Annotated in this window: 16 protein-coding genes; 10 read left to right on the forward strand and 6 right to left on the reverse strand. The window is 46.2% G+C overall.

Annotated features, from left to right (window positions below; all coding sequences use genetic code 11):
- The first annotated feature begins 6 nt into the window (after positions 1-6).
- The 3 genes from MHN81_RS21700 (at position 7) to MHN81_RS21710 (ending at position 3,325) form a co-directional block, all read left to right on the forward strand.
- Complete coding sequence (locus MHN81_RS21700; protein WP_036977451.1) at positions 7-1,023, forward strand: hypothetical protein; 1,017 nt, start codon at positions 7-9, stop codon at positions 1,021-1,023.
- 71 nt (positions 1,024-1,094) lie between these two features.
- Positions 1,095-2,264 carry an NADH:flavin oxidoreductase/NADH oxidase family protein gene (locus MHN81_RS21705; protein WP_239426703.1) on the forward strand — a complete coding sequence of 390 codons (1,170 nt, stop codon included), beginning with the start codon at positions 1,095-1,097 and terminating at the stop codon, positions 2,262-2,264.
- A 2-nt stretch (positions 2,265-2,266) separates the two neighbouring features.
- Positions 2,267-3,325 (forward strand): SDR family NAD(P)-dependent oxidoreductase, encoded by a 1,059-nt coding sequence (locus MHN81_RS21710; protein WP_239426704.1) that lies wholly within the window; start codon positions 2,267-2,269, stop codon positions 3,323-3,325.
- Position 3,326: 1 nt separating this feature from the next.
- Here the strand turns inward: MHN81_RS21710 and MHN81_RS21715 are convergent, their stop codons facing one another.
- The 6 genes from MHN81_RS21715 to MHN81_RS21740 form a co-directional block, all read right to left on the reverse strand.
- Positions 3,327-4,247, reverse strand: coding sequence for a hypothetical protein (locus tag MHN81_RS21715; protein WP_239426705.1), 921 nt, complete (start codon positions 4,245-4,247; stop codon positions 3,327-3,329).
- A 9-nt stretch (positions 4,248-4,256) separates the two neighbouring features.
- On the reverse strand, positions 4,257-5,612 hold the full coding sequence (locus MHN81_RS21720) for a cytochrome P450 (RefSeq protein WP_239426706.1): 1,356 nt from the start codon (positions 5,610-5,612) through the stop codon (positions 4,257-4,259).
- A 68-nt stretch (positions 5,613-5,680) separates the two neighbouring features.
- Positions 5,681-7,645, reverse strand: coding sequence for an acyl-CoA synthetase (locus MHN81_RS21725; RefSeq protein ID WP_023402300.1), 1,965 nt, complete (start codon positions 7,643-7,645; stop codon positions 5,681-5,683).
- 144 nt (positions 7,646-7,789) lie between these two features.
- Positions 7,790-8,275, reverse strand: a complete 486-nt coding sequence (locus MHN81_RS21730; protein WP_023402299.1) for a DUF2938 domain-containing protein — start codon at positions 8,273-8,275, stop codon at positions 7,790-7,792.
- Between the two features lie 373 nt (positions 8,276-8,648).
- Positions 8,649-9,737, reverse strand: a complete 1,089-nt coding sequence (locus MHN81_RS21735) for a hypothetical protein (RefSeq protein ID WP_239426707.1) — start codon at positions 9,735-9,737, stop codon at positions 8,649-8,651.
- 494 nt (positions 9,738-10,231) lie between these two features.
- On the reverse strand, positions 10,232-10,426 hold the full coding sequence (locus MHN81_RS21740; RefSeq protein WP_023402297.1) for a hypothetical protein: 195 nt from the start codon (positions 10,424-10,426) through the stop codon (positions 10,232-10,234).
- A gap of 324 nt (positions 10,427-10,750) precedes the next feature.
- Between MHN81_RS21740 and MHN81_RS21745 the strand changes: the two genes are divergently transcribed.
- From MHN81_RS21745 to MHN81_RS21775, 7 genes are all read left to right on the forward strand, one after another.
- Positions 10,751-11,032 (forward strand): phosphopantetheine-binding protein, encoded by a 282-nt coding sequence (locus MHN81_RS21745; RefSeq protein WP_023402296.1) that lies wholly within the window; start codon positions 10,751-10,753, stop codon positions 11,030-11,032.
- A 364-nt stretch (positions 11,033-11,396) separates the two neighbouring features.
- Positions 11,397-12,191, forward strand: coding sequence for a phytanoyl-CoA dioxygenase family protein (locus tag MHN81_RS21750; RefSeq protein ID WP_023402295.1), 795 nt, complete (start codon positions 11,397-11,399; stop codon positions 12,189-12,191).
- A gap of 52 nt (positions 12,192-12,243) precedes the next feature.
- Positions 12,244-13,656, forward strand: coding sequence for an aromatic ring-hydroxylating dioxygenase subunit alpha (locus MHN81_RS21755; RefSeq protein WP_023402294.1), 1,413 nt, complete (start codon positions 12,244-12,246; stop codon positions 13,654-13,656).
- Positions 13,656-14,039, forward strand: coding sequence for a hypothetical protein (locus MHN81_RS21760; protein WP_023402293.1), 384 nt, complete (start codon positions 13,656-13,658; stop codon positions 14,037-14,039). The genes MHN81_RS21755 and MHN81_RS21760 overlap by 1 nt, the downstream gene beginning before the upstream one ends.
- 381 nt (positions 14,040-14,420) lie before the next feature.
- Entirely contained in the window at positions 14,421-17,786 is a 3,366-nt protein-coding gene (locus tag MHN81_RS21765; protein ID WP_239426708.1) for an amino acid adenylation domain-containing protein, read from the forward strand.
- A gap of 13 nt (positions 17,787-17,799) precedes the next feature.
- Complete coding sequence (locus MHN81_RS21770; protein ID WP_023402291.1) at positions 17,800-19,425, forward strand: GMC family oxidoreductase N-terminal domain-containing protein; 1,626 nt, start codon at positions 17,800-17,802, stop codon at positions 19,423-19,425.
- Complete coding sequence (locus MHN81_RS21775) at positions 19,422-20,165, forward strand: thioesterase domain-containing protein (protein ID WP_023402290.1); 744 nt, start codon at positions 19,422-19,424, stop codon at positions 20,163-20,165. Before MHN81_RS21770 ends, MHN81_RS21775 begins: the two co-directional genes overlap by 4 nt.
- Positions 20,166-20,179: the final 14 nt, after the last annotated feature.

A 20,179-nucleotide genomic window follows, 5' to 3' on the forward strand; every position in this document is an offset into this window, starting at 1 on the left:
CATGACATGAACACAGTGCTCCTGGTGGCTGCTAAACGCAGCCATAGTGCAGGGGCAAGTTACGATATTTTAAGTATTAGAGGTTTAAATATGATGAGGCTATCCTGTTTACATTCTGCAAAATACTTCTTGGGAGAAGTTGAGCACCAATATGATGATGTTGACGTTTTTCACAGTGTGTTAGCAGAATATGGACTGCCAAATATGCCCAAGTTGTTTGCTTGGGGTGGGTATCGCACGTCAGCTAAAACGATATTCGAAATGGCATTTGAGTCTATGCAGCAGACCCTTGCTGGTGCGCCAATAGAGCCACAAGAGGTTGATCTGGTGATCATTTGTAGTTCCGATTTTAGTCCAGTGGATGAAACCCTTTCGTATAGCCAGCTACTGCTATCTTTGGGTATGGAGCGTGCATTCCCTATGGGAGTTACTGTATCTGACTGTGCCAATCTGCTGTCAGTATTAGATATGGCTAAGCAATTTATTGAAAGTGGTAAATATCAGCATATTTTGCTGGTAACCAGTAATAAAATTCGTGATGAGCGGCATCGTTTTCAAGATTATGCGCTGTTTAGTGATGGCGCAGCAAGTTTTATGGTGTCTGATAAAAAGGCGTTGAGCGAGGTGCCTGAGGACGGGCTGAATATTGTAGACTCTCAAGTCAATGCACACTTACAGTTAAAAGTGGCAGGGGAAGACATCGACGATACGCCGCTTTTTACCACAACAGCACAGCAATTAATGGATCGTAATCACCTCACTATTCGCGATCTGAGCAAAGTCTTTAGCAACAATCTCTACATGCCGGTGATCACCCTTAAAGAGGGCAGTATTGGGGTCAGCAAAACACAGCTATATCTGGACAATATCGCGCGCTTTGGACATTGTTTTTCTGCCGACTCGATTATTAATCTGGTCGATTATATGGCCTGCTCAACGGCGGCCCATGGGGAGTATTTTGCGTTGCATTCCAGTGCGTCGGGGCTAAGAGCGCAAGTGTTATTACAGGCATGCCGAGACTAAACATCCCCAACTATAAACAAGGAATTTTTAATAATAACCGGGTAGGTGAGCTGCTGCCCGTGGAGGCGTTTATGAAAGACAATGCACAGGATATGCTCGCTGCGCAGTATGCCTTTTCCGATTCCGTGGTGGTTAAAAACCGCATATTTAAATCGGCGATGAGTGAACAGTTAGGTGATAAAAATCATAATCCAACCGATAAGTTAGTGACCTTATATCGTCTATGGGCTGCGGGAGACATTGGTATTTCAGTGTCTGGCAATATTATGATTGATAGGGCTGCCCTATCTGGGGCAAGGGATGTGGTATTAGACCAACACAGCGATCTAGACAGCTTTCGTCGCTGGACCGCTGCGGGCAGTGAAAATAACACCCATTTTTGGGCGCAAATCAATCATCCTGGGAAGCAAATTATCAGTCAGTTATGTGCTCAACCAGTGGCCCCCTCAGTCGTGCCGTTGGGCAATGGCCTTGCGCGCCATTTTAATTTGCCTCGGGCATTGACGGACGAGGAAATTTTGGCCCTGATAGACAAGTTCGCCAGCTGCGCAGCGCGCTGTAAACAAGTGGGCTTTGGCGGCGTACAGATCCACGCTGCACACGGTTATTTGATCAGTCAGTTTCTCTCGCCACTGCATAATATACGCACAGATAGATGGGGCGGGAGTTTGCAAAACCGGATGCGCTTCTTAGTGGCGACCTATGAGTCAATTCGCCTTGCAGTGGGTCCGGATTACCCGGTGGCCATAAAGCTTAACTCGGCAGATTTTCAGCGGGGCGGGTTTAGTGAAGCGGAGTCAATGCAGGTTGCCAAGATGTTGGACGAAATGGGGATCGACCAAATCGAGATCTCAGGTGGCACCTATGAAAACCCGGTCATGATGGGGAATATGAAAGAGAGCACACGAGCGCGGGAATCTTATTTTTTAGAATATGCTAAGCAAATTCGCACTCAGGTGAACACCGCGTTGGTTGTCACGGGGGGATTCCGAAGCGCCACAGGAATGAGAGCATGTTTACAGAGCGGCGCTGCGGATTTTGTGGGTGTTGCGCGGGCTTTGGCAATTGATCCTAAGTTTGCCACACAGGTGCTCTGCGATACGCAAAGCGGACTAACCTTGCCGAGAGATCCGCAAGGGGAGCATATGAGCATCGCGTGGTATGAGAGTAAGATCAGAGGGCTGACTCGCCAAGTTGGCACAGTCAAGGTACCAAAAATAAGAACACAAGAAGGAGTCTAATTGTGCGTGAAACAGTATGTGTGACGGGGGCGAGTGGCTATTTAGGGACACATGTTGTCGCTGAGTTGCTGTCACAAGGTTACCGGGTGATAGCCTCGGTGAGAGATGTTACAAGCGAGGGCGCGCGATATTTGCAACAGCTAGCTCAGGCACATGGCGCAGACACGCTCGAGGTGATGCGCGCTGATTTTACGGTGCCAAATAGTTTAGATGCAGCCCTTGCAAGCAGCGACTTTTTGATTTTTTGTGCGGCGACGACGGCACTGGGGTTTACCAGTGATGTCGATGTGCCACATACCCATCAGGATGCGAACATCATTGGTACCGACCATATGTTGCAAAGCGTGAAGCGCTGCACAGGTTTGAAAAAAGTCATTTACAGCTCTTCAATGGCCGCGGTATTTCGTTCAGATGTTGCTGATGACCATCTGTATGATGAAAGTGATTGGAACAATGACAACAAAGCCAATAGTGAACCCTATTTTTATTCAAAAACACAAGCAGAGCAGTTACTAAAGTCCCAATATGAAACGGATACACCTGGTGCACTACCTACCCTGATAAGGTTTAACCCGTCAGTTTTGATGGGACCGTTTACAGCCAAAGCGCACCAAGAGTCCAGTATTTCCATATTGCGTAATTTACTTGATGCGCGAGCAAGTGGCTGCCCTCGCTTGTATTACAGCATTGCCGATGTGCGCGACGTCGCGAGAATATATGTTGACGCTTTGCGCAATCCTGCCGCCACGGGGCGTTACTTATTACCGGGTAAATCAATATCGTTGTTAGGTATTGCCGCAGTTGTCGCACAGCATTTTCCGGAGTACAAAATGCCGAGTCGTGAATTAAAGGATGCGATGGTGTACGCCTTAGCGGCGCACAACACCGGCTTAACCACGGCTTATCTAGACAAGTTCTTAGGTATTGAACACCGCTTTGATGACAGCAAACTAAAGCGAGATTTCTGTGATCCATACCGCATCGATTTAGCGCAAACCATCATAGACTCAGTGAGCGCAATACGTGCTGTTGCTCAACCAGGTGTCAAGTCCGTGGTTTAACCTAGGCCATTACAGACTCGAGTGTCGGAAACCCCCACATGGCTTGAATGTGTGTGGGGAGCTGCATTAGCTCGACACTGAGTGAAGTACTGTGCACATATGCGCTATTGGATATGGTATCTCCCATCGGTAGACACAGCGGTTGATAACCTGTATCCAATAGACTTTGGTACAGTGGTGCAAACTCGGCGTATTCTCGAATGCCCAAGGCAATGTTGAGCACCCCTTGATCTGTGGCGGCCTTAGTTCCATGGGCATAAACATCACTGTATTGGGTGAGCTGTAAGTGATATCCACCGCATACCAGTGTTTTACTTCGTCGCGTCACCTCACTGTATTGCGGCTGTTCAGACAAGCGTTTAAACAGCGGGTCAAAATGCGACGACAGCGAGGATTCAGATAAGCCAAAGCCCTGGGTGAAGTGAGCAACTTCTCTGTCCAAATCATTCACGGTGGCCCCGACTCCGCGAAGTGTGGGTTTAGTCAGGGTATGCGAGGTCGCGTTGGAAAAAATATCCAAAAGATTGTTATCAATGTCTCTGACCAACAGATGCTCAGTGTCCTGATCGCGATAGCGGCATATCTGACGCATATGGGGGGTGAGGTGTGGGTCTTGACTGATCTCATTAAGGGATGGCGCCTCAATAAACAACATATTGTAACCGCGCGTTAGCATATTTTCTGTGTTATCTGTCGAATGGGGTTGTTCAAAGTGAAAGATCTCCAATTGAAAAAACGGGTCGTCGCCTGTGAGCCAATAACAGTGTGCTTGCACTTTTTTACAACTGAAAATGCGTGCGGCGGCAATACCGCGCACCGCGCGTCCCCCACTATCTTGATAGCCCAGCAGCTTTTTATAAAAGCTGCGGCATAAATCGGGGTGTTTGGTGGTGAGCGCCAATTGACAAAGGTGTGGATACATAACCGTGTCCTATGCAGTTTGCTGGTGTGCAAGCGGAGTAATGCTCAAGGAAAAATCTGGGTCAAGAGACAGAGAGGGTTTGGTGTAATCCAGTGCCAGATCCGCAATATTACCCTCGTACTTAAAATCTGCAAACTTTAAGATAGTGGCGAGGTTGAGCGGTAAAATAATGTTGGATAAACCCGCACCAATACAGGTGTGTGGTCCTTTACCAAAAGGCGCATAGGCTTCCGATTCAACATCTGGGTCGGCGAATCGCTGTAATTTAAACGTATACGGATCGCTAAAATAGCGAGCGTCCGTGTGACAGGCTGACAAGAAAAAGATCAAGGTCTCTCCCTGTTTTATTTGATAGCCATTGAACTCAAAGTCATTGGTTGCAACACGGTAAATTGCAAATGCCGGTGGGTATAAACGCATGACCTCTTTGGTAAACAAATTGACTTTGGTCATATCGTTGATCACTGACAGGTCGGGTTCATTGAGGTTTAACTGCGCGACTTCTTGTTGTAATTCCTGTCGAATATCTGGGTTGAGTAAGAGCTCTCGTAAGGCAAAGCTTAGGGCAGAGGTAACCGTATCAATTCCCGCAAGAAAAGGAATAATTGCGTGATTACGTATATCTCCGGGTGTGAACCACTGAGGTTTATTCTTAAGTCCTTGTGAGATCAATACATCAATATAGCGCTCTTTTGCATGTTCGGCTTGTTCATTGTGAATGATCCGATCGGCAAGCTCATGCACGGTCTTCTTCGCTTGTAGGTATTCAGGTGAGGTTAGAACCCTTTTTGAAATACGTTTAAAGGAGCAGGCGTTCATGACCGTTGCCTGATAATCGATCAATGCTTCCACTTCTTCAGGAGTGGGGGCATAACCTTGCAATGCATACCCGATTTGTGTTGACAAAGTGTGGCGCAGAAACGGACAAAGCCGAGTTGATGGCTCGCGATACTGGGTACTTAAAATATCTCGAAAAGTTTTCCCAAATTCGCCGACGCTGTCTTTTAACGATGCTTTGCAAAACATCGGGGCCATCAAACGGCGTTGATAGCGATGCACATCACCATCGACGCCAATAAATGAGTGAGGGCAATTCATTTCATCCAATGTGTCTGACCAAAATGCATTTGAACTCAAAAAGTCCTTGCTCTCCGTACTCATAAGCTGATTGGCTTTAAGCCCGGCCAATACCGTGACTGAACTTTTCTCAGAGCCTATTCTAAATATATCACCGTATTGGTCATAGCACTGACGCAAGTATGTGAGAGGGTTGTCTAACCAGGTGATTGGTTGTTTGCCGTCCGTGATATTTTTCGCGATGGGGGGCTTGGTTATCGCGTGTTCCTGCAAATTCGTCGTTGTCACAACAATTTCCTTTTTATTGAAAAGCAAGCGCCCAAAATTTGGGGCTCTGCATAGCTGGCCTAGGTTTGTTATATTTCCAGTGCGGTTTGAGGTGCTGACACTGGTGCAAATTTGAATTCCCATTGAAAGTGGAACTTGTCGAGCTGATGCTGCAATTGCTCTGCAACCTCATCTATGTCTTCGCGTGGTTGGGCAAAGTGGACCCTGACAATGCTGCCTGTCGACATGTTATTGATGACTTCCACCGTGAAATCAAGCGTATCATTCAGTGCGTGAATGACACTGCTGACGCAATTTATCAGCACAGCTTGGCGCAGTGGTAGTTTGAATATTTTGCCAACCGGGGTCATAGGTAACTCAGGGACAATCATTATCTCCACTGGCGAGGCTGCGGGTTCGGGTATGTTATCTTTGCAATATTGTTTTAAGGTGTCCGCAGTGAGTGTTGAGTCTGGACTGAGCGTCACATAGGCGACAGGCAACTCACCGGCGTACGCATCGGGCTTTCCGACGGCGGCAGCCATAGTGACATCTGAGTGCCCCACTAAGGTATTTTCAATGATCAGTGGGTCGATATTGTGCCCACCTCGAATGATCAAATCTTTTTGTCGGCCGGTTAGCCACAAATAGCCTTCGGCATCGAACTTGCCCAGATCTCCGGTATTCAACCACCCTGGCTCTGGCCACGCATTGGCATTGGCAAAGGCTTGTTTATATTCAGGGATCACATTGGGGCCTTTGATCAGCAGCACCCCTACTTCATTGTGTGCACATTCTTTTATGATCTGCCCATCGTCGCCCAATTGCACGACACGAATGGCTTGATAAGGGACTCTCATGCCAACAGAGCCAACTTTACGCGCACCATAATAGTAGTGCGTTGACGCGCAGGCGGTGGTTTCTGTCATGCCGTAGCCTTCACAAATATCTGCCCCTGTGCGCTGGGTAAATTCATTGATGAGAACTTGTGGCATAGGAGATGAACCGCAGCCGCAATAAAATAGGCTGTCGATGTCGTGTTGTTCGATTGGCTGCTCTAGCAATGCGGCGTATACGGTGGGGACACCGGCAAAAAAATTGATTTTAAAGCGCTCGACAATCGCCCAGAAATCTTGCATGAGAGCTTTGTTTCTAAATCCCTGCTGTCCTGCTAATAGCAGCTCGGAGCCATTGAGCAATGACGTCAATGAGGACACCACAATGGCATTGACATGAAATAGCGGCAGTGCACACAGTGAAACTTTCGATTTGGTATCGAGTAGGGCTTCATTGGGACCGACGATGAGCATTTGACAGGCATTGACTATTGCACCTCGATGGGTGTGTCTGGCTATTTTTGGGGTGCCTGTGGTGCCGCCAGTATGAAAATAGGCAGAAGTTTCGTGACCGTGCAATGGACGATGAAAAAGGTACTTATCAGTGGGCTGTTTTTTCAGCTCTGAGTGCCAGTCGATTGCCTCCTTGCTGGGGGCACCTATGGTTACTAACGTCACTGGATGGACTGTGTTGTGCTTGACTGCCAGCGCTTTTTCGAAAAGCGCTGGGTTGGCATCACTTGAAAGGGTCACTAAAATGCGTGCTTGGGTTTCTTTCATAATGCCGCAAATATGCTCCACTTCCAGAAATGGATTGATCGGTGTGCTGATGGCGACCGCCTGTGCGCCCCATAACCCAAACACCATTTCGGGCATATTGGGTAACAAAAATGCCACCGAACTGTCGCTATCTATCCCTAATGAGTGGAAAAGATTGGCAGCGCCAATACATTGTTCAAGAAACTCGATGTAACTCCAGCTCTGTACGGGATCGTCTGCACGTCCATTGGGTAAGTAACTCATTGCTCGGGCATCTTGATACTTCTGTGCAGCGATGAATAGTGCATCTGTCACCGATTGGCAGGGAAAGCGTTCGGCAGCCGGATGCTTTTCCAATTGCTCGATGTCGTGGATGTCTCGAACCTGTTCGGGATCACCTGCAAAGCGCTTCACAAAAGGATGAAACAAGTATTCTTGATTAAGGGGTGAATCATGCATTTTATTTAAATTCCTTATTAGCCCTAGCTTTGGCACCTTGTATCACAAGGTGCCAAGTCACACTGTGTATGATGCAACAACGCCCTACACTGTGTGTCTGAATTTTATAGCTCTGTTACGAAAATGGGCGTGGTATCCATCATTTTAAGCAAGTGTCATTATCAATTTAGCGGAAAGGTAGAGACCAATGCCAAACGACAGATGGGCCAACAGACTTCTAAATCTCAGTGTGTTGGGGTTGGGCAACTTGGAGGCCGCGACTCCCATGCCAAAACATGGCTGCATAATGAAAAAAGGAAATACCATGGTGACAACCCCGGCCACCAAGGCTGGCAATAGGGTCGGTGATTCAATCCACTCACTACCCAACACTAAAAAAAGCAGTGCTGCGAAAGCAACACCAATCACGTAGTGCGCTATCCAACCAAGTAAATTTTCGCCAGAGACGGGCGGTGTTTTCATTATGCCTTGATGAAATACTTTGCCTTTGGTGAGATAGACACACCATCTGCCAACCATACCGTAATTTAATGAAGGGATGCCAAAACTGACTTTTAATAGCAAGGCCCAAAGATCCATGATCAAGGTTGCACCTATCCCTACTAATATAACTTGAACTAAAGATTCCATTTTTATACCTGTGTCTTTTTTACTATTTGCATGTATATACGAACCACAAAGGTGATCACATGATGACCGTGCGCGCAGCTGGTGACATGCGCGACAACACACCGATCGCGGGGTGAATGACTCACAATATATACTCAGTGTTTCTTGCGACAACGTTTTTGACTGATGCTACGTATATCGCTGGGTGTCTAATACCATGGTGATTGCCACAATATTACTGCCTAGTATATCCATATCGTGGCGCATATTTCAACGAAATATCAGCAGTCTATACGGGCCAGTTAGGATATTTAATGTAACATATATCGGCGCGCAACACAGCCGCAGTTGCGCTGCTATCTCTACGCGAAACCGCGGGAAAGTGGCCGGAAAATTAAGGAGTGTCGCGATTGTGCGATTCGAGGTAATCGATCACCTGGGCCAGTGCGTCGTTCACATCCGCCGCTTTTCCCCAATCTAGTTCCTGCCAGTCAATACCGATATCTAGTTGGAAAATATTTGCTTCAAATAACGTCTTAATTGTATTAACCGAGTTAATTTTTTTAAACTTAAATGCTGAGCGCGGGGGGGAGACTTTCTGTGTTTTACCATTCAACACACAATCAATTTCCTCATTAATGTGGTGCTTATCAGTCACATTGAGGACGCTTTTATCGTGCTTTTCTTTGTATTGCTCTTCAATGGTCAACACAATCTTTTTGGCTTTCATGAATGGCAAGGCTATGCCATTTTCGTATGCAGAAAGTACACAGGGGTATCGAGTAAGGACTTTATAGTTGTCAAAAGACCCCATGGAGATCCCCAGTATGCTGACGGTGTCTCGCACGGTTAGTTTTTTGAGCCCGAGTCGGAGTCTGGCGTCTGACAAGGTTTGTAATTCGAGCAGTGCGGCATTAAACGAGACCAATTTTCCATACTGAGGTAGCTCTTCGCGGCTGGCATTTTCTTGAAATTGTTTGGTCTTTAGTAAGATAGGCTCGCATTGATAAACTTTAAACTGGGAAACAGAATTAATTCCGTAGGTATATAAAAGAGCAAAGTATCGGCGGTGTCCCGTTAAAATTTGAAATTGACCATCTTGAATTGGGTAAACAGTCGGCACCTGAATGATTTCTGACATGGCCAAGTTATTGGCTAAATCGACGATAGAGTGAATGGTTTCGTTTGCTTTTTTCCAATCTGGTGAGCCGTGGGGGAGGCAATTGATAAAACAGTTGTGGCCGACAAGTACGAGACCCTCGGCATCATACATCTTAGCCAATGTTCGCTTGGATATTTTCCTGTTGACGAAAAGAGCTGCATCTTCATCACTGATCATTACCGTGGGCAGGTAACGGGCATTTGTCGGATCGGGCTTTACGTTACAGAGGAAAATCGCCTCGTAAGAGAAATCTTCATCTTTAAAGCTCATTTCCTTGTTCTTCCCTAAAAATGAGATAACTTTCTGTTCTAAACTGATCATGCGACTACCAAAAGAATAGTGATATTAAAAAGAGTAACATTTGCCTAAGTAAGACTAGTACGCAAGTCTAACTCTTGCTAAAGAGAATTTCACCTTTATTGCAAAAATAGTGTTTTTCAGAACATGAATTAGTCTGTCAATTCCTTTATTGACGTCTTAAATACTATAAAATTAAGAGTTATTTGGTTTCTTCTTGATGGTTTTACGCTTTTTATTAAATAATTAATATAAATGAAACAATCGCATTAAGGCTTAGCACTTTGTCTCATGCGTGAGACAAATTGCTAATGTAAGCTGTGGGGAAGCGGGCCGGGGATCCTGAGATCTAGCCCAAAGGCTTAGCTTAAAACAGAAATGCGCACGGCAAACGCGAAAAATCACGGACATTGTCTGTGATTGTGAAGGAATTAAATACCGTGTGCATGATACGAATGTGAGTTGAATATGATTGAGGGTAGGCACAGATGAGACGTAAATAGTTATTTACAAATTAACTATTTATCACTGGCCATTTCTAACTCAGCAAAGCGCGACATATCATTTTGGGAAGATAATGCAGGCTCAAATTCACTATTCATAAAGCGTTCTACCACTTTTTCTAGCTTAATGTGTATGCCGTTGTTTGAATCCGAATACCCCAATTGGTAACCCGCTTCAAAGGCCAATATTATTGCTTTTTTTGTATTCATAACCACGTCTATTCCTTCGTCTGTTATCGCCTGTCAAAATTATATATTTTATAACAGGTTGAAAATCAATCTATCATATCCATTAGGTGCTTATCTATAGGAAAGTAAATTTTTTCACATTTTCCCGGTTGGTAAGCAATCATTTATCCTATATAGGAATTGTTTCAATTTGCAGAAGGTGTGTGGGGCGATTTGCATTCAGTTTTCGTGTGCAAGAGTGACTTGAGCCGAATCTTTTATTGGGTTAGTATCAAAATGTCATGTTCAATGACATATCATAATTTGAGACATATCATAAATTGATTTTTCGAGGATGCGAAGTTAATGGAAGGAATATACCAGTTTGTTCAGAGTACTTTCTCTGAAGTTTGCAATATAGATAGTGAAGAGATCACGCCAACGACCAATTTGTTTTCAGACTTGGGCATAGAAAGCATGGACTTTATGGACGTGTGCTATTTAATTGATGAGAAATACAGCATTCGTATTCCCATCGGTGAGTGGATGGGACGGGTTAATGAAGGCGATGAGTCTGCTGCAGACTTATTTGTATTTGAAGGCTTTGTGAAGGCGGTATCTAAGCTAGTTGAAGCTGAATTTGCTTAATGCTACTTTGTCGTTCTAAGATGTGATATCTAAAAGTAATTTATAAACACAACTCTGCCCGTATGCGTATACCCTATGCCTGTGCGGTTGCCAGTGTCTGATGTCAGCTAGGTGCGCTAAAGAATAGTAACTAGTGGACGCCACACGTTACGTGTATGAATGTTTATTTTAGATAGGCCAATTATAAATAATATGATCTGCTGTTGTGCGCAATCGCTGTGTTTTGCGCGACTGAAAGCTGCTAGAGCATGCAAACGGCTGACATATTTTCAATACTGTTACAAAACCGCTGGGTGCGCATTTACAGATAGTTAGGTATCGCGCATGAAGTGGTGTTATCGGTCAGAAGTTTTGGAGAAAACTCATGGATAGTTTGCAGTCGTTTGATGATAACGCACCAATAGAGAGGGTCATTACTGCACTTTTAAAAGATGGAGCCGTTATTCTTGATAAGTTGATCAGTGATGATGAAGCAGAGCAATTAAAAGCTGAAATTGAACCTGCGTATGATGCATTTCATGGCAAGGCCAATTCCAAGTTCTATGGGTTTAAAACCCGCAGGGCTCTGAGGCTGTTTGAGTACTCAAACAAAGCAATTGAGGTGTGTAGCCACCCTCGAGTTCTTGAGATCGCGGACAATATATTGCTACCGCATTGCGACTATTATCAGATAGATAAGTCAGTAGGCATTGAAATCTTCCCCGGTGAAGATAAGCAAGCAATACATCGTGATGACGTACAATATCCAATCCAAATGCAGGGTATGAACTTAATGTTTAGCTGCTTAGTCGCATTGGATGAGTTTACCCATGACAATGGTGCGACCTTGGTGGTGAAAAATAATCGCAGTATTCACAACGAGCCGACTTACGATCAAGCCTGTTCTGCGGTCATGAGCAAAGGATCCGCGGTGGTTTATTTGGGCAGCACTTATCACGGTGGAGGCAGTAACGACAGTCTTCATTCGCGCAGTGCACTAGCCACCATGTACAGCCTTGGTTGGCTAAGGCAAGCTGAAAACCCATATTTGTCACTGGCGCCAGAAACCGTCGAGAAATTACCACTGAGAACCAAGCAGTTACTTGGGTACAGGCAATTTGGCAAATACCTTGGTCACTATCCTCGGGACCCTGAGCGGCGATATCCTGGTGGGTATTAATCTATGACACCTTTTCACTATTATCAGAATTAGCAAGAATCAGAGTTGCAACATGAATAAATTGGCACCAAAAAACGGCAAATATACAAGTTATCAGGATGTGATCGCAACCGATAAAATTGCCCCGCCGGAGGATATGCATACGCACTCTTCGGCGCAATATGATTTTCACTCTATCTCTAAAGCCCGCTATACCGAAGCTGAATACCATGATTTGGAGATGAAAAAAGTGTGGTCGCGGGTCTGGCAAATGGCGTGCCGGGTCGAAGATATCCCTGAAGAGGGGGATACCTTTGTCTATGAGATAGGCCACCTATCCTTGATAGTTGTGCGCGTTTCGGACGATGAGCCGCAAAGCTTGAGTGAGACTAAGGTAATCAAGGCATATTATAACTCCTGTCGCCATCGAGGACGTAAACTGGTTGAGCATAACACCAGTGTGCAATGCATCAGATGTCCGTATCATGGTTTCACTTGGTCTCTAGAAGGCGAATTGACGGAAATTCCGTATGAGTGGGATTTTTCCAAAATAGAAAAGAAGTCGATGCCACTGCTAGAAGTGCGTGTTGATGTATGGGATGGCTTTGTGTTTATTAATATGGACCCAGATGCTGAGTCTCTTAAATCCTATCTAGAAATTTTGCCTGAGCAGCTTGCAAATAACTTTTATGGCGAGCAAGTTGTTGTAAAACATAGCCAGCAAGTGTTACCTGCAAATTGGAAAACTGTCATGGAATCCTTTATGGAAGGATTGCATGCCCACGAGACTCATGGTCATACATGGGCGCATCTTAGCGATATATTGCAATATGATACATTTCCGGGCGTCCGTCATATATCGAGAAGCTTTCACGCCGTTGGATTGCAAGTCAGTGAAGGCCGAGAAAAGCTGACCGAGCAGGAGATCATGGATCACTTCCATTACAACGTGCATCTTGGCAATCCAGATACACCGTCCCCCCAGTTAGGCCAAGGGGTAACGGCTCGGCAATATATGGCAGATATTATGCGCGCCCAGCACACATTAAAAACGGGCAAAGACCATATGCATCTATCCGATGCAGAGGCTCTGGATGTACTGCAATACACCTTGTTTCCGAATATCATTTTGTTCCGCGGGATCACGCTACCGATTATTTTGCGCTTTAGGCCAAATAAAAATGACCACAGCCAATGTATTTTCGATATCTTTTTTCTTGAAGATAAGCCGAAAAGCCAAGTTGAGTCTCCCGCTGTGGAGACGGTTCATATGGCTTCGGGTGATACCTATGAAGAAGCTGGCGTTTTGGAAGACTGGCTGGGTCATGTGTACGACCAAGATATGGTGAATATTGAGAATATGCATGGCGGCTTGCTGTCAGGACCTGATCAGGAAGTGTATCTAAGTGACTATCATGAGTCGCGGATCAAGCACTTTCACCATGCATTGAACCTGTACATGAATAAAAAGCTAGGAGGCGAGTAATGCTGGTCAACAATGAAACATGTGTGTCTACAAAGCCCTATTTTGAGATCCCAGATAAACATGTGGCCGAGTTTTTAGAGTTTTGTGATAAGTTCATTGCCAAGACGGCTAATGAGCCAAAATGTATGCATTACATTTTTTCTTTTGATGGTAACAAGGGTCATTGCCAGGAGTGCTATGAAGACGCAGAAGGCGTCTTGGCGCATTTGCAAAATATTGATGAGTTAAATCGCCAGGCTATGCACTTGGCGACAATATTTCGCTATGAGGTACATGGTCCAAAAAGCGAATTAGATAAACTCAGAGGGCCACTGGCTTTTTTGAACCCGATTTATTATGAAACCCGATGCGGTTTTCGTAAGGTATTGGAACCGACGAGTTAAGGCTTGGTAGGCGGATACAAGTTGGCCACACAAAGTGTGGCATACACCAGAGATGGGGTAGTGATGTCCGCTAGTTTAGATAGCCTTTTTATAAAGTGAAAACTTTGACAAGTGGGGTTTCCCCGCTTTAAACAAAGCTTAGTTAGTTGTCGTTTAAGGGAGCAGGTGCTTTTTGTAAGCACTGTGTTGTCTAGGCGCGTACAGTGAGACGGATGTAGTGGCAGTATCCTCTGCTTCAGCAATATGGATGTGAACACTGGCAGTGATGCTAAGTGGTGAGCGCAAAAATTTGTTAGCTAATGCTTTACTGGTGTGAGTAGATAGGCCGTCAGCGTTTACTCAAAATGAACAAGATAATCTTTATTGGTGCGAAGTTATATTATGAACATGGATGCATTTAAGCAACGAATTCAATTAAAAAATAGTGAAATCCACTTGAGCTCTGCTCTCGAAGTAACCGATGGTAATGCCGCTCTTTTTGCACAACACGTACGTGCATTATTAGAGGGGAAGCTACCCTTAGATGAAGCGCACCTAAAAGGGCATGTCAGCACTGACAGTACAATTCCTTTTAGTTTGTCTGATATTCAATATGCGTATGTGATCGGTCGAAATCCAGGCGTTGAGTTAGGTGGTCGCTCTAGCAATTTCTATATTGAGATCGATGTTGAAGATGCGGACGTTGACGCATTAACGACTTCACTCAATCATGTGATCTCATTGCATCCTATGTTACGCGCGGTATTAAGCGGTGATGGTCAACAAAAAGTGCTTGAACAGGTGTCGCCCTACCAAATTGAAATACTGGATGTGTCTGGTTTAGAACAGCATGAGCAGCAGGCCGCATTGGCTGCACATCGCCATGAGCTAGAGAGCACATTATTACCTTTAGATAACGCCCCTTCTTTTGTGATCAAGGCCATTCGCCTGAACACGGGCTTGGTGCGCCTAGCAATCTATTTTGATTTGATCTTTGTCGATATGCACAGCGTATACCTGGTGCTACAAGATTGGTTTGGCCACTATCAAACTGGTACTGTGAGCACACAATCACGACCTAGCTTCAGCGATTACTTAAATTGTGAATCGTTACTCACTGATCAAGCGCAAGGTCGAAAAGATGCTGCATACTGGGAAGATAAACTCAATACACTACCACAAGCACCAGAAATGCCGTTAAAAAAGGCGCCTAGCTTACTGTCTCAGCCCCGGTTTTGTCGTTTATCTAAAGCTTTGCCAGCAACGCTCATTGAGCAACTCCGCGTCGTTGCAAACAGTGGCGGAATGACACTCGAAGCCTTATTTCTTGGTGCCTATGCTGAGGTGGTTCGGCAGTGGTCAAAGGCACAGGATTTCACTTTGACCGTGACACAGATGAGTCGTCGGCCCTATTTCGAAGGTATAGAACACACGGTGGGTAACTTTTTACAACCTGTACTATTGCCTATCGAGGGGGGGCAAAACGAGACATTTTCACAGCGATTGCTGGCCTTACAGTCATCCATCATCAACAATCGCTTACACTCGTCCCACAATAGCATCAAGGTGCTAAGAGCGCTGACAAAGCAAAGTCAATCAAATCGTGCGGCTTCATTTCCTGTGGTATTTAGTAATACACTCGACTATGACCTACAAGAAGTGGTGAAAAGCCCTTCTTGGCCAGGCATTCACAGTCGATATATGAGCAATACAACGCCACAGCTGTGGTTAGAAAATCAGCTGACCTATGAGCAAGGACAAGTAACGATAAACTGGAACTATGTTGAAGAGTTATTCCCAGACGGCATGATCCAGGAGATGCAAGAGGCTTATCTGACGCTATTAAATGCCTGCGCCAACGATGCAAAGCTGCTTGATAAGCAAGGGGAGGTCGTTGATTTACCTGAGCATGATGCCAGTGCCCGGCAGCAAGCAAATGACACGGAGATAGCGCTCAACCCGACTTTACTTCAAGATTTAGTATTGAACGCAGCGCACAAGCATCCTGATCAGGTCGCCTTGGTACAAGGTGATCGCCAAGTCACTTACTCAGAGCTGCTTAATAAAGCCCAGTGGATCGCCAATCAGATCGGTCGCAATGTCAATATTTGCGCCAATGATATAGTGGCCGTCACCCAGCAACAGGGCCCAGATCTGGTCATTGCGATAGTCGGTGTGTTGTTATCAGGAGCTGCTTATGTGGCCATAGACCCAAATCTTCCCAGTGCCAGAAAAGTGAAATTACTAGAGCGCTGTGATGCCAAAGGCGTGGTTGGAGATGCAAATACCTTAGCTGATTTTAAACAGCTCAGTGATATCCCACACTGTGATTTATTCGGATATGATGCTGCGCAGACGGCATCAACTATGTCGCACCCCGTTCCCGAACTGGATGATTTGGCGTATGTGATCTTCACATCGGGGTCCACCGGAGAGCCCAAAGGGGTGATGATCTCCCATCGCAACGCCGCCAATACGGTAATAGATATTAATCGTCGTTTTAATGTTAGCAGCGATGATGCGGTACTGTCCGTAGCCCCGGCTGGATTTGATTTATCTGTATACGATTACTTTGGCGTACTTGGTGCCGGAGGACGGGTTGTCTTTGGCAAGCCTGAGTCGGCACAAGATCCGCTGCTGTGGTATGAAGAGCTGATCGAACATGACGTGACAATTTGGAACAGTGTTCCGGCACCAATGAAAGCGTTAGTAGACAAAAACACCAGCAATTTGTCTCAGTCCAAACTCAGATTGGTATTGATGAGTGGTGACTGGATCCCGGTTGATTTACCCGATCGAATCAAAGACGTGCTGCCGCACTGTGAGGTTATCAGTTTGGGCGGCGCAACCGAAGGGTCGATATGGTCTATTTTCTACCCTATTCAAGCCGTTGATGACAAATGGTCGAGTATTCCTTACGGAAAACCATTGGCAAACCAGCGTTTCCATGTATTAAACGAGTGGCTGTCTCACTGCCCGCGTTGGGTGACAGGTGAGCTGTACATTGCCGGTGAAGGGGTTGCACAAGGGTATCTTGGCGATAAAGAAAAAACTGCCCAGCGCTTTTTTGACCATCCAGTAACGGGAGAGCGCTTGTATAAAACTGGTGATTTAGGAAAATACATCGCCGATGGCTACATTGAGATTTTAGGGCGAGAAGACAATCAAGTAAAAATCAACGGCTATCGAGTTGAACTTGGTGAAGTGGAAGTGTGTTTATTGGAGCATGAACACATTAGTCATGTTGTGGTGGGGGCTCCCGCGCACCCGAGAACAGGACAGAGGCATATCGTCGCATGGATTGTATCTGATAAGCCTCAAGCTGAGTTAGATCATGATGCGTTGCAAACCCAGTTGCGAAACCTAGCCCAGCGTGAACTCCCCAACTATATGATCCCGTCTTATTATATTGTGTTGGATGCGATGCCACTTACCAGCAACGGAAAAATAAGTCACAACGAACTGCCTAGCCCTTGGCAAGATCTGGACAATGAGGCGGAGCAGAGTGTGCAAGCGGGCAATGAAATTGAAGCTGCACTTTTAGATATCTGGATCAAACAACTTCAGCATGATTCGGTCGATGTGACCAGCGGCTTTTTCGATATTGGCGGAGACTCCTTACATGCAGTGGCGCTAATCGGCACGATCAGAGAGCAATTTGGTATTAACACAGATACCGAACAAGAGATCGTGGAAGGGCTATTTATGAACTCAAATATTCAGTATTTTGCCCAACTCATCCACAAGGACAACGAGACAGAAGAATAATAAGGAAAGCGCAATGTACAGCGACGAAGTGCACAATCAAGTTTTTGATTACATTGTTATTGGGGGCGGAACGGCCGGGTGTGTCATGGCTGCTCGATTGTCTGAAGATGAGCAGGTCTCGGTATTATTAATTGAGGCAGGTCAGGACTCCGATGCAAACGAGGAAAATAGCCCGTTAAGAGATGCCTCTCAACTGGTTTTGGACGGGTATAATTGGGATTATGAAGCGAACCTCAGTGGCAGTAACCGCTTCATGTCAGAACAGCCTGAGGTGCCCGCGAAACCGGGTAAGCGTGTACCGGATAAGTTATTTGGTTACAAAGCGGGCAAAGTGATGGGCGGTTCATCAGCGGTCAATGGCGCTGTGGCGCTGCGCGGGTTTCCCAGTGATTTTGACACATGGGCTGAACTGGGTTGTCCAAACTGGCAATGGGATAAGGTAAAACCTTGGTTTGATCATTTAGAAGCTGATGCGGATTTTGGTGACACCGACCGCCATGGTAAAGATGGATACTTGCGGATCCGGCGACCTTCTGAGGCTGAGCTGCACCCACTGGATGTGCTCTTCTCGCAGATCTGTCAAGAATATCACATTCCCTATACTGAAGATTTAAATCACGGTGAGCAAACAGGTGTCGGGTTGGTGCCTTCCAATGTTGGCCGTGAAGCTGAGCGATTGGATGTGTATCGCTCTTATCTTGAACCTATGCGAGAGCGCAAAAACCTCCATGTTTTAACCGATGTGATGGTCTCTCATGTGCAGTTTTCGGGAAACAAAGCGACCGGGGTCAGGGTGCTACAAGGCAACTCAGCGCGTGAACTACAGGGGAAACAGGTGGTGCTCTGTGCTGGCGCGATTGGCAGCGCGGCAATTTTACAGCGTTCAGGCGTGGGGGATGCGACCCATCTAGACAAGCTTGGTATTCCTGTGGTGGCTGATTTACCAGCTGTGGGAGGCAACTTACAAGATCACAGTGCCGTGGTGTTATGGGCCAAGCCCAAACAAGCGCTATGCACCAGTGGCTCTCCATGGCGTCAGGTCGCCGCCCGATTACCCAGTGGTCATGACAGTCAAATTGATGTGCAGATTGGTCTGCTCAACAATGTGAGTAGTAAAACGGTGCCGCGATTTAGTCAACAAGGTGAAGATACCATGCTTATGGGCGCCTCGGTGATGTTGATGCGGCCTCAGGCGCGTGGCCGGGTGTTTATCGAAACGACATGTGCAAAAACCAGCCCTGTGATTGATTTTCCAATTCGCCAACATGAAGAGGATATTAAACGCCTGATAGGCGGAGTGAGAAAGATCTGGTCGGTGATAAGGCATGAGAAACTTGCGGACTGTCTAGAGGACATCCCTATCTGGTCTGACTCCATGATCAACAATGACGTTGTTATGCACAATGCGATGAAAAACTTGGTGAATCCTGGTTGGCATGCCTCTGGCACTGTGTGTATGGGTGAGCCCGGACAAGCGGGCACAGCCGCCGATGAACAGGGCAAGCTCCATGGCCTAGAAGGGATCACGGTTGCCGATACCTCGTTATTCCCGCGTGTCCCGTCGATGCCAACCAATTTGACCACCATCATGGTAGCGGAGCGGATCGCCAATAGTTTAAAAGTAGGAGCACTACAATGAGTGTGGACAAAAAAAGAGTGGTGTACGCCTTTCCGCACTTGGGCGCTGGGGCTGCGGTATATAATGCGTGGAGTAAGTATGCACAGCAACAGCCTTTGCTGCTGTTCAAAGCGATTGAGATCCCTGGCAGAGGGGCTTTAGGCGGTAAGCCACACATTCAAGAGCTGGACGAATTAGTGAATACACTCGCCGATGCGTTACATTTGCACTATCTCAGTACACAAGAGCAGTGTCAGGATTGGATCACATTTGGGCATAGCTTTGGTGGCGTGATCAGCATGGCAGTAAACCAATTGCTAGAGCGTAAATACGGGATGCGACCGACATTCAGTATCATTTCTGCCTCGCCAGCCCCCTGCGTGCAAGCGCAGGAAAATCTGCATTTGCTGAGCGATGAAGCGATCTTGGAAAAAATCAGAAGAGATAAAGGCACCCCCGAAGCGGTGCTTAATCAACCTATGATTGCCAACCGGCTGATCAAGCAGCTGCGCAGTGACTACACAGTGAAAAGCCAGTTTAGCGCGTTAAAACACATGCGAGTTAAGCAGCCACTAACCCTGATCACCGCGTCAAAAGACTTTGATGTGCCAGAGCAGGATGTCTTTGCCTGGCAGGAACACTCCACAGGCAGAACGAAACACGTAGAAGTGGCTGGGGACCATTTTGCAATTTATGACAATTGGGACGTGGTGGAGCGCGAAATGTTGCAAGGGTTAATGTCTGAGCAACCGGTATGTTAAAGAAGCGAGGGGAT

The sequence above is a fragment of the Pseudoalteromonas sp. Of7M-16 genome (assembly GCF_022347805.1).
Lineage (GTDB): Bacteria > Pseudomonadota > Gammaproteobacteria > Enterobacterales > Alteromonadaceae > Pseudoalteromonas > Pseudoalteromonas luteoviolacea_F.

What these genes read in the sequence shown, in the direction of transcription:
- MHN81_RS21700 (WP_036977451.1), top strand. Translation starts at nt 7, where the DNA reads ATGAACACAGTGCTCCTGGTGGCTGCTAAACGCAGCCATAGTGCAGGG.
- MHN81_RS21755 (WP_023402294.1), top strand. Translation starts at nt 12,244, where the DNA reads ATGAATAAATTGGCACCAAAAAACGGCAAATATACAAGTTATCAGGAT.
- MHN81_RS21730 (WP_023402299.1), bottom strand. Translation starts at nt 8,275, where the DNA reads ATGGAATCTTTAGTTCAAGTTATATTAGTAGGGATAGGTGCAACCTTG.
- MHN81_RS21750 (WP_023402295.1), top strand. Translation starts at nt 11,397, where the DNA reads ATGGATAGTTTGCAGTCGTTTGATGATAACGCACCAATAGAGAGGGTC.
- MHN81_RS21735 (WP_239426707.1), bottom strand. Translation starts at nt 9,737, where the DNA reads ATGATCAGTTTAGAACAGAAAGTTATCTCATTTTTAGGGAAGAACAAG.
- MHN81_RS21725 (WP_023402300.1), bottom strand. Translation starts at nt 7,645, where the DNA reads ATGCATGATTCACCCCTTAATCAAGAATACTTGTTTCATCCTTTTGTG.
- MHN81_RS21745 (WP_023402296.1), top strand. Translation starts at nt 10,751, where the DNA reads ATGGAAGGAATATACCAGTTTGTTCAGAGTACTTTCTCTGAAGTTTGC.
- MHN81_RS21715 (WP_239426705.1), bottom strand. Translation starts at nt 4,247, where the DNA reads ATGTATCCACACCTTTGTCAATTGGCGCTCACCACCAAACACCCCGAT.
- MHN81_RS21775 (WP_023402290.1), top strand. Translation starts at nt 19,422, where the DNA reads ATGAGTGTGGACAAAAAAAGAGTGGTGTACGCCTTTCCGCACTTGGGC.
- MHN81_RS21760 (WP_023402293.1), top strand. Translation starts at nt 13,656, where the DNA reads ATGCTGGTCAACAATGAAACATGTGTGTCTACAAAGCCCTATTTTGAG.
- MHN81_RS21705 (WP_239426703.1), top strand. Translation starts at nt 1,095, where the DNA reads ATGAAAGACAATGCACAGGATATGCTCGCTGCGCAGTATGCCTTTTCC.
- MHN81_RS21770 (WP_023402291.1), top strand. Translation starts at nt 17,800, where the DNA reads ATGTACAGCGACGAAGTGCACAATCAAGTTTTTGATTACATTGTTATT.
- MHN81_RS21765 (WP_239426708.1), top strand. Translation starts at nt 14,421, where the DNA reads ATGAACATGGATGCATTTAAGCAACGAATTCAATTAAAAAATAGTGAA.
- MHN81_RS21740 (WP_023402297.1), bottom strand. Translation starts at nt 10,426, where the DNA reads ATGAATACAAAAAAAGCAATAATATTGGCCTTTGAAGCGGGTTACCAA.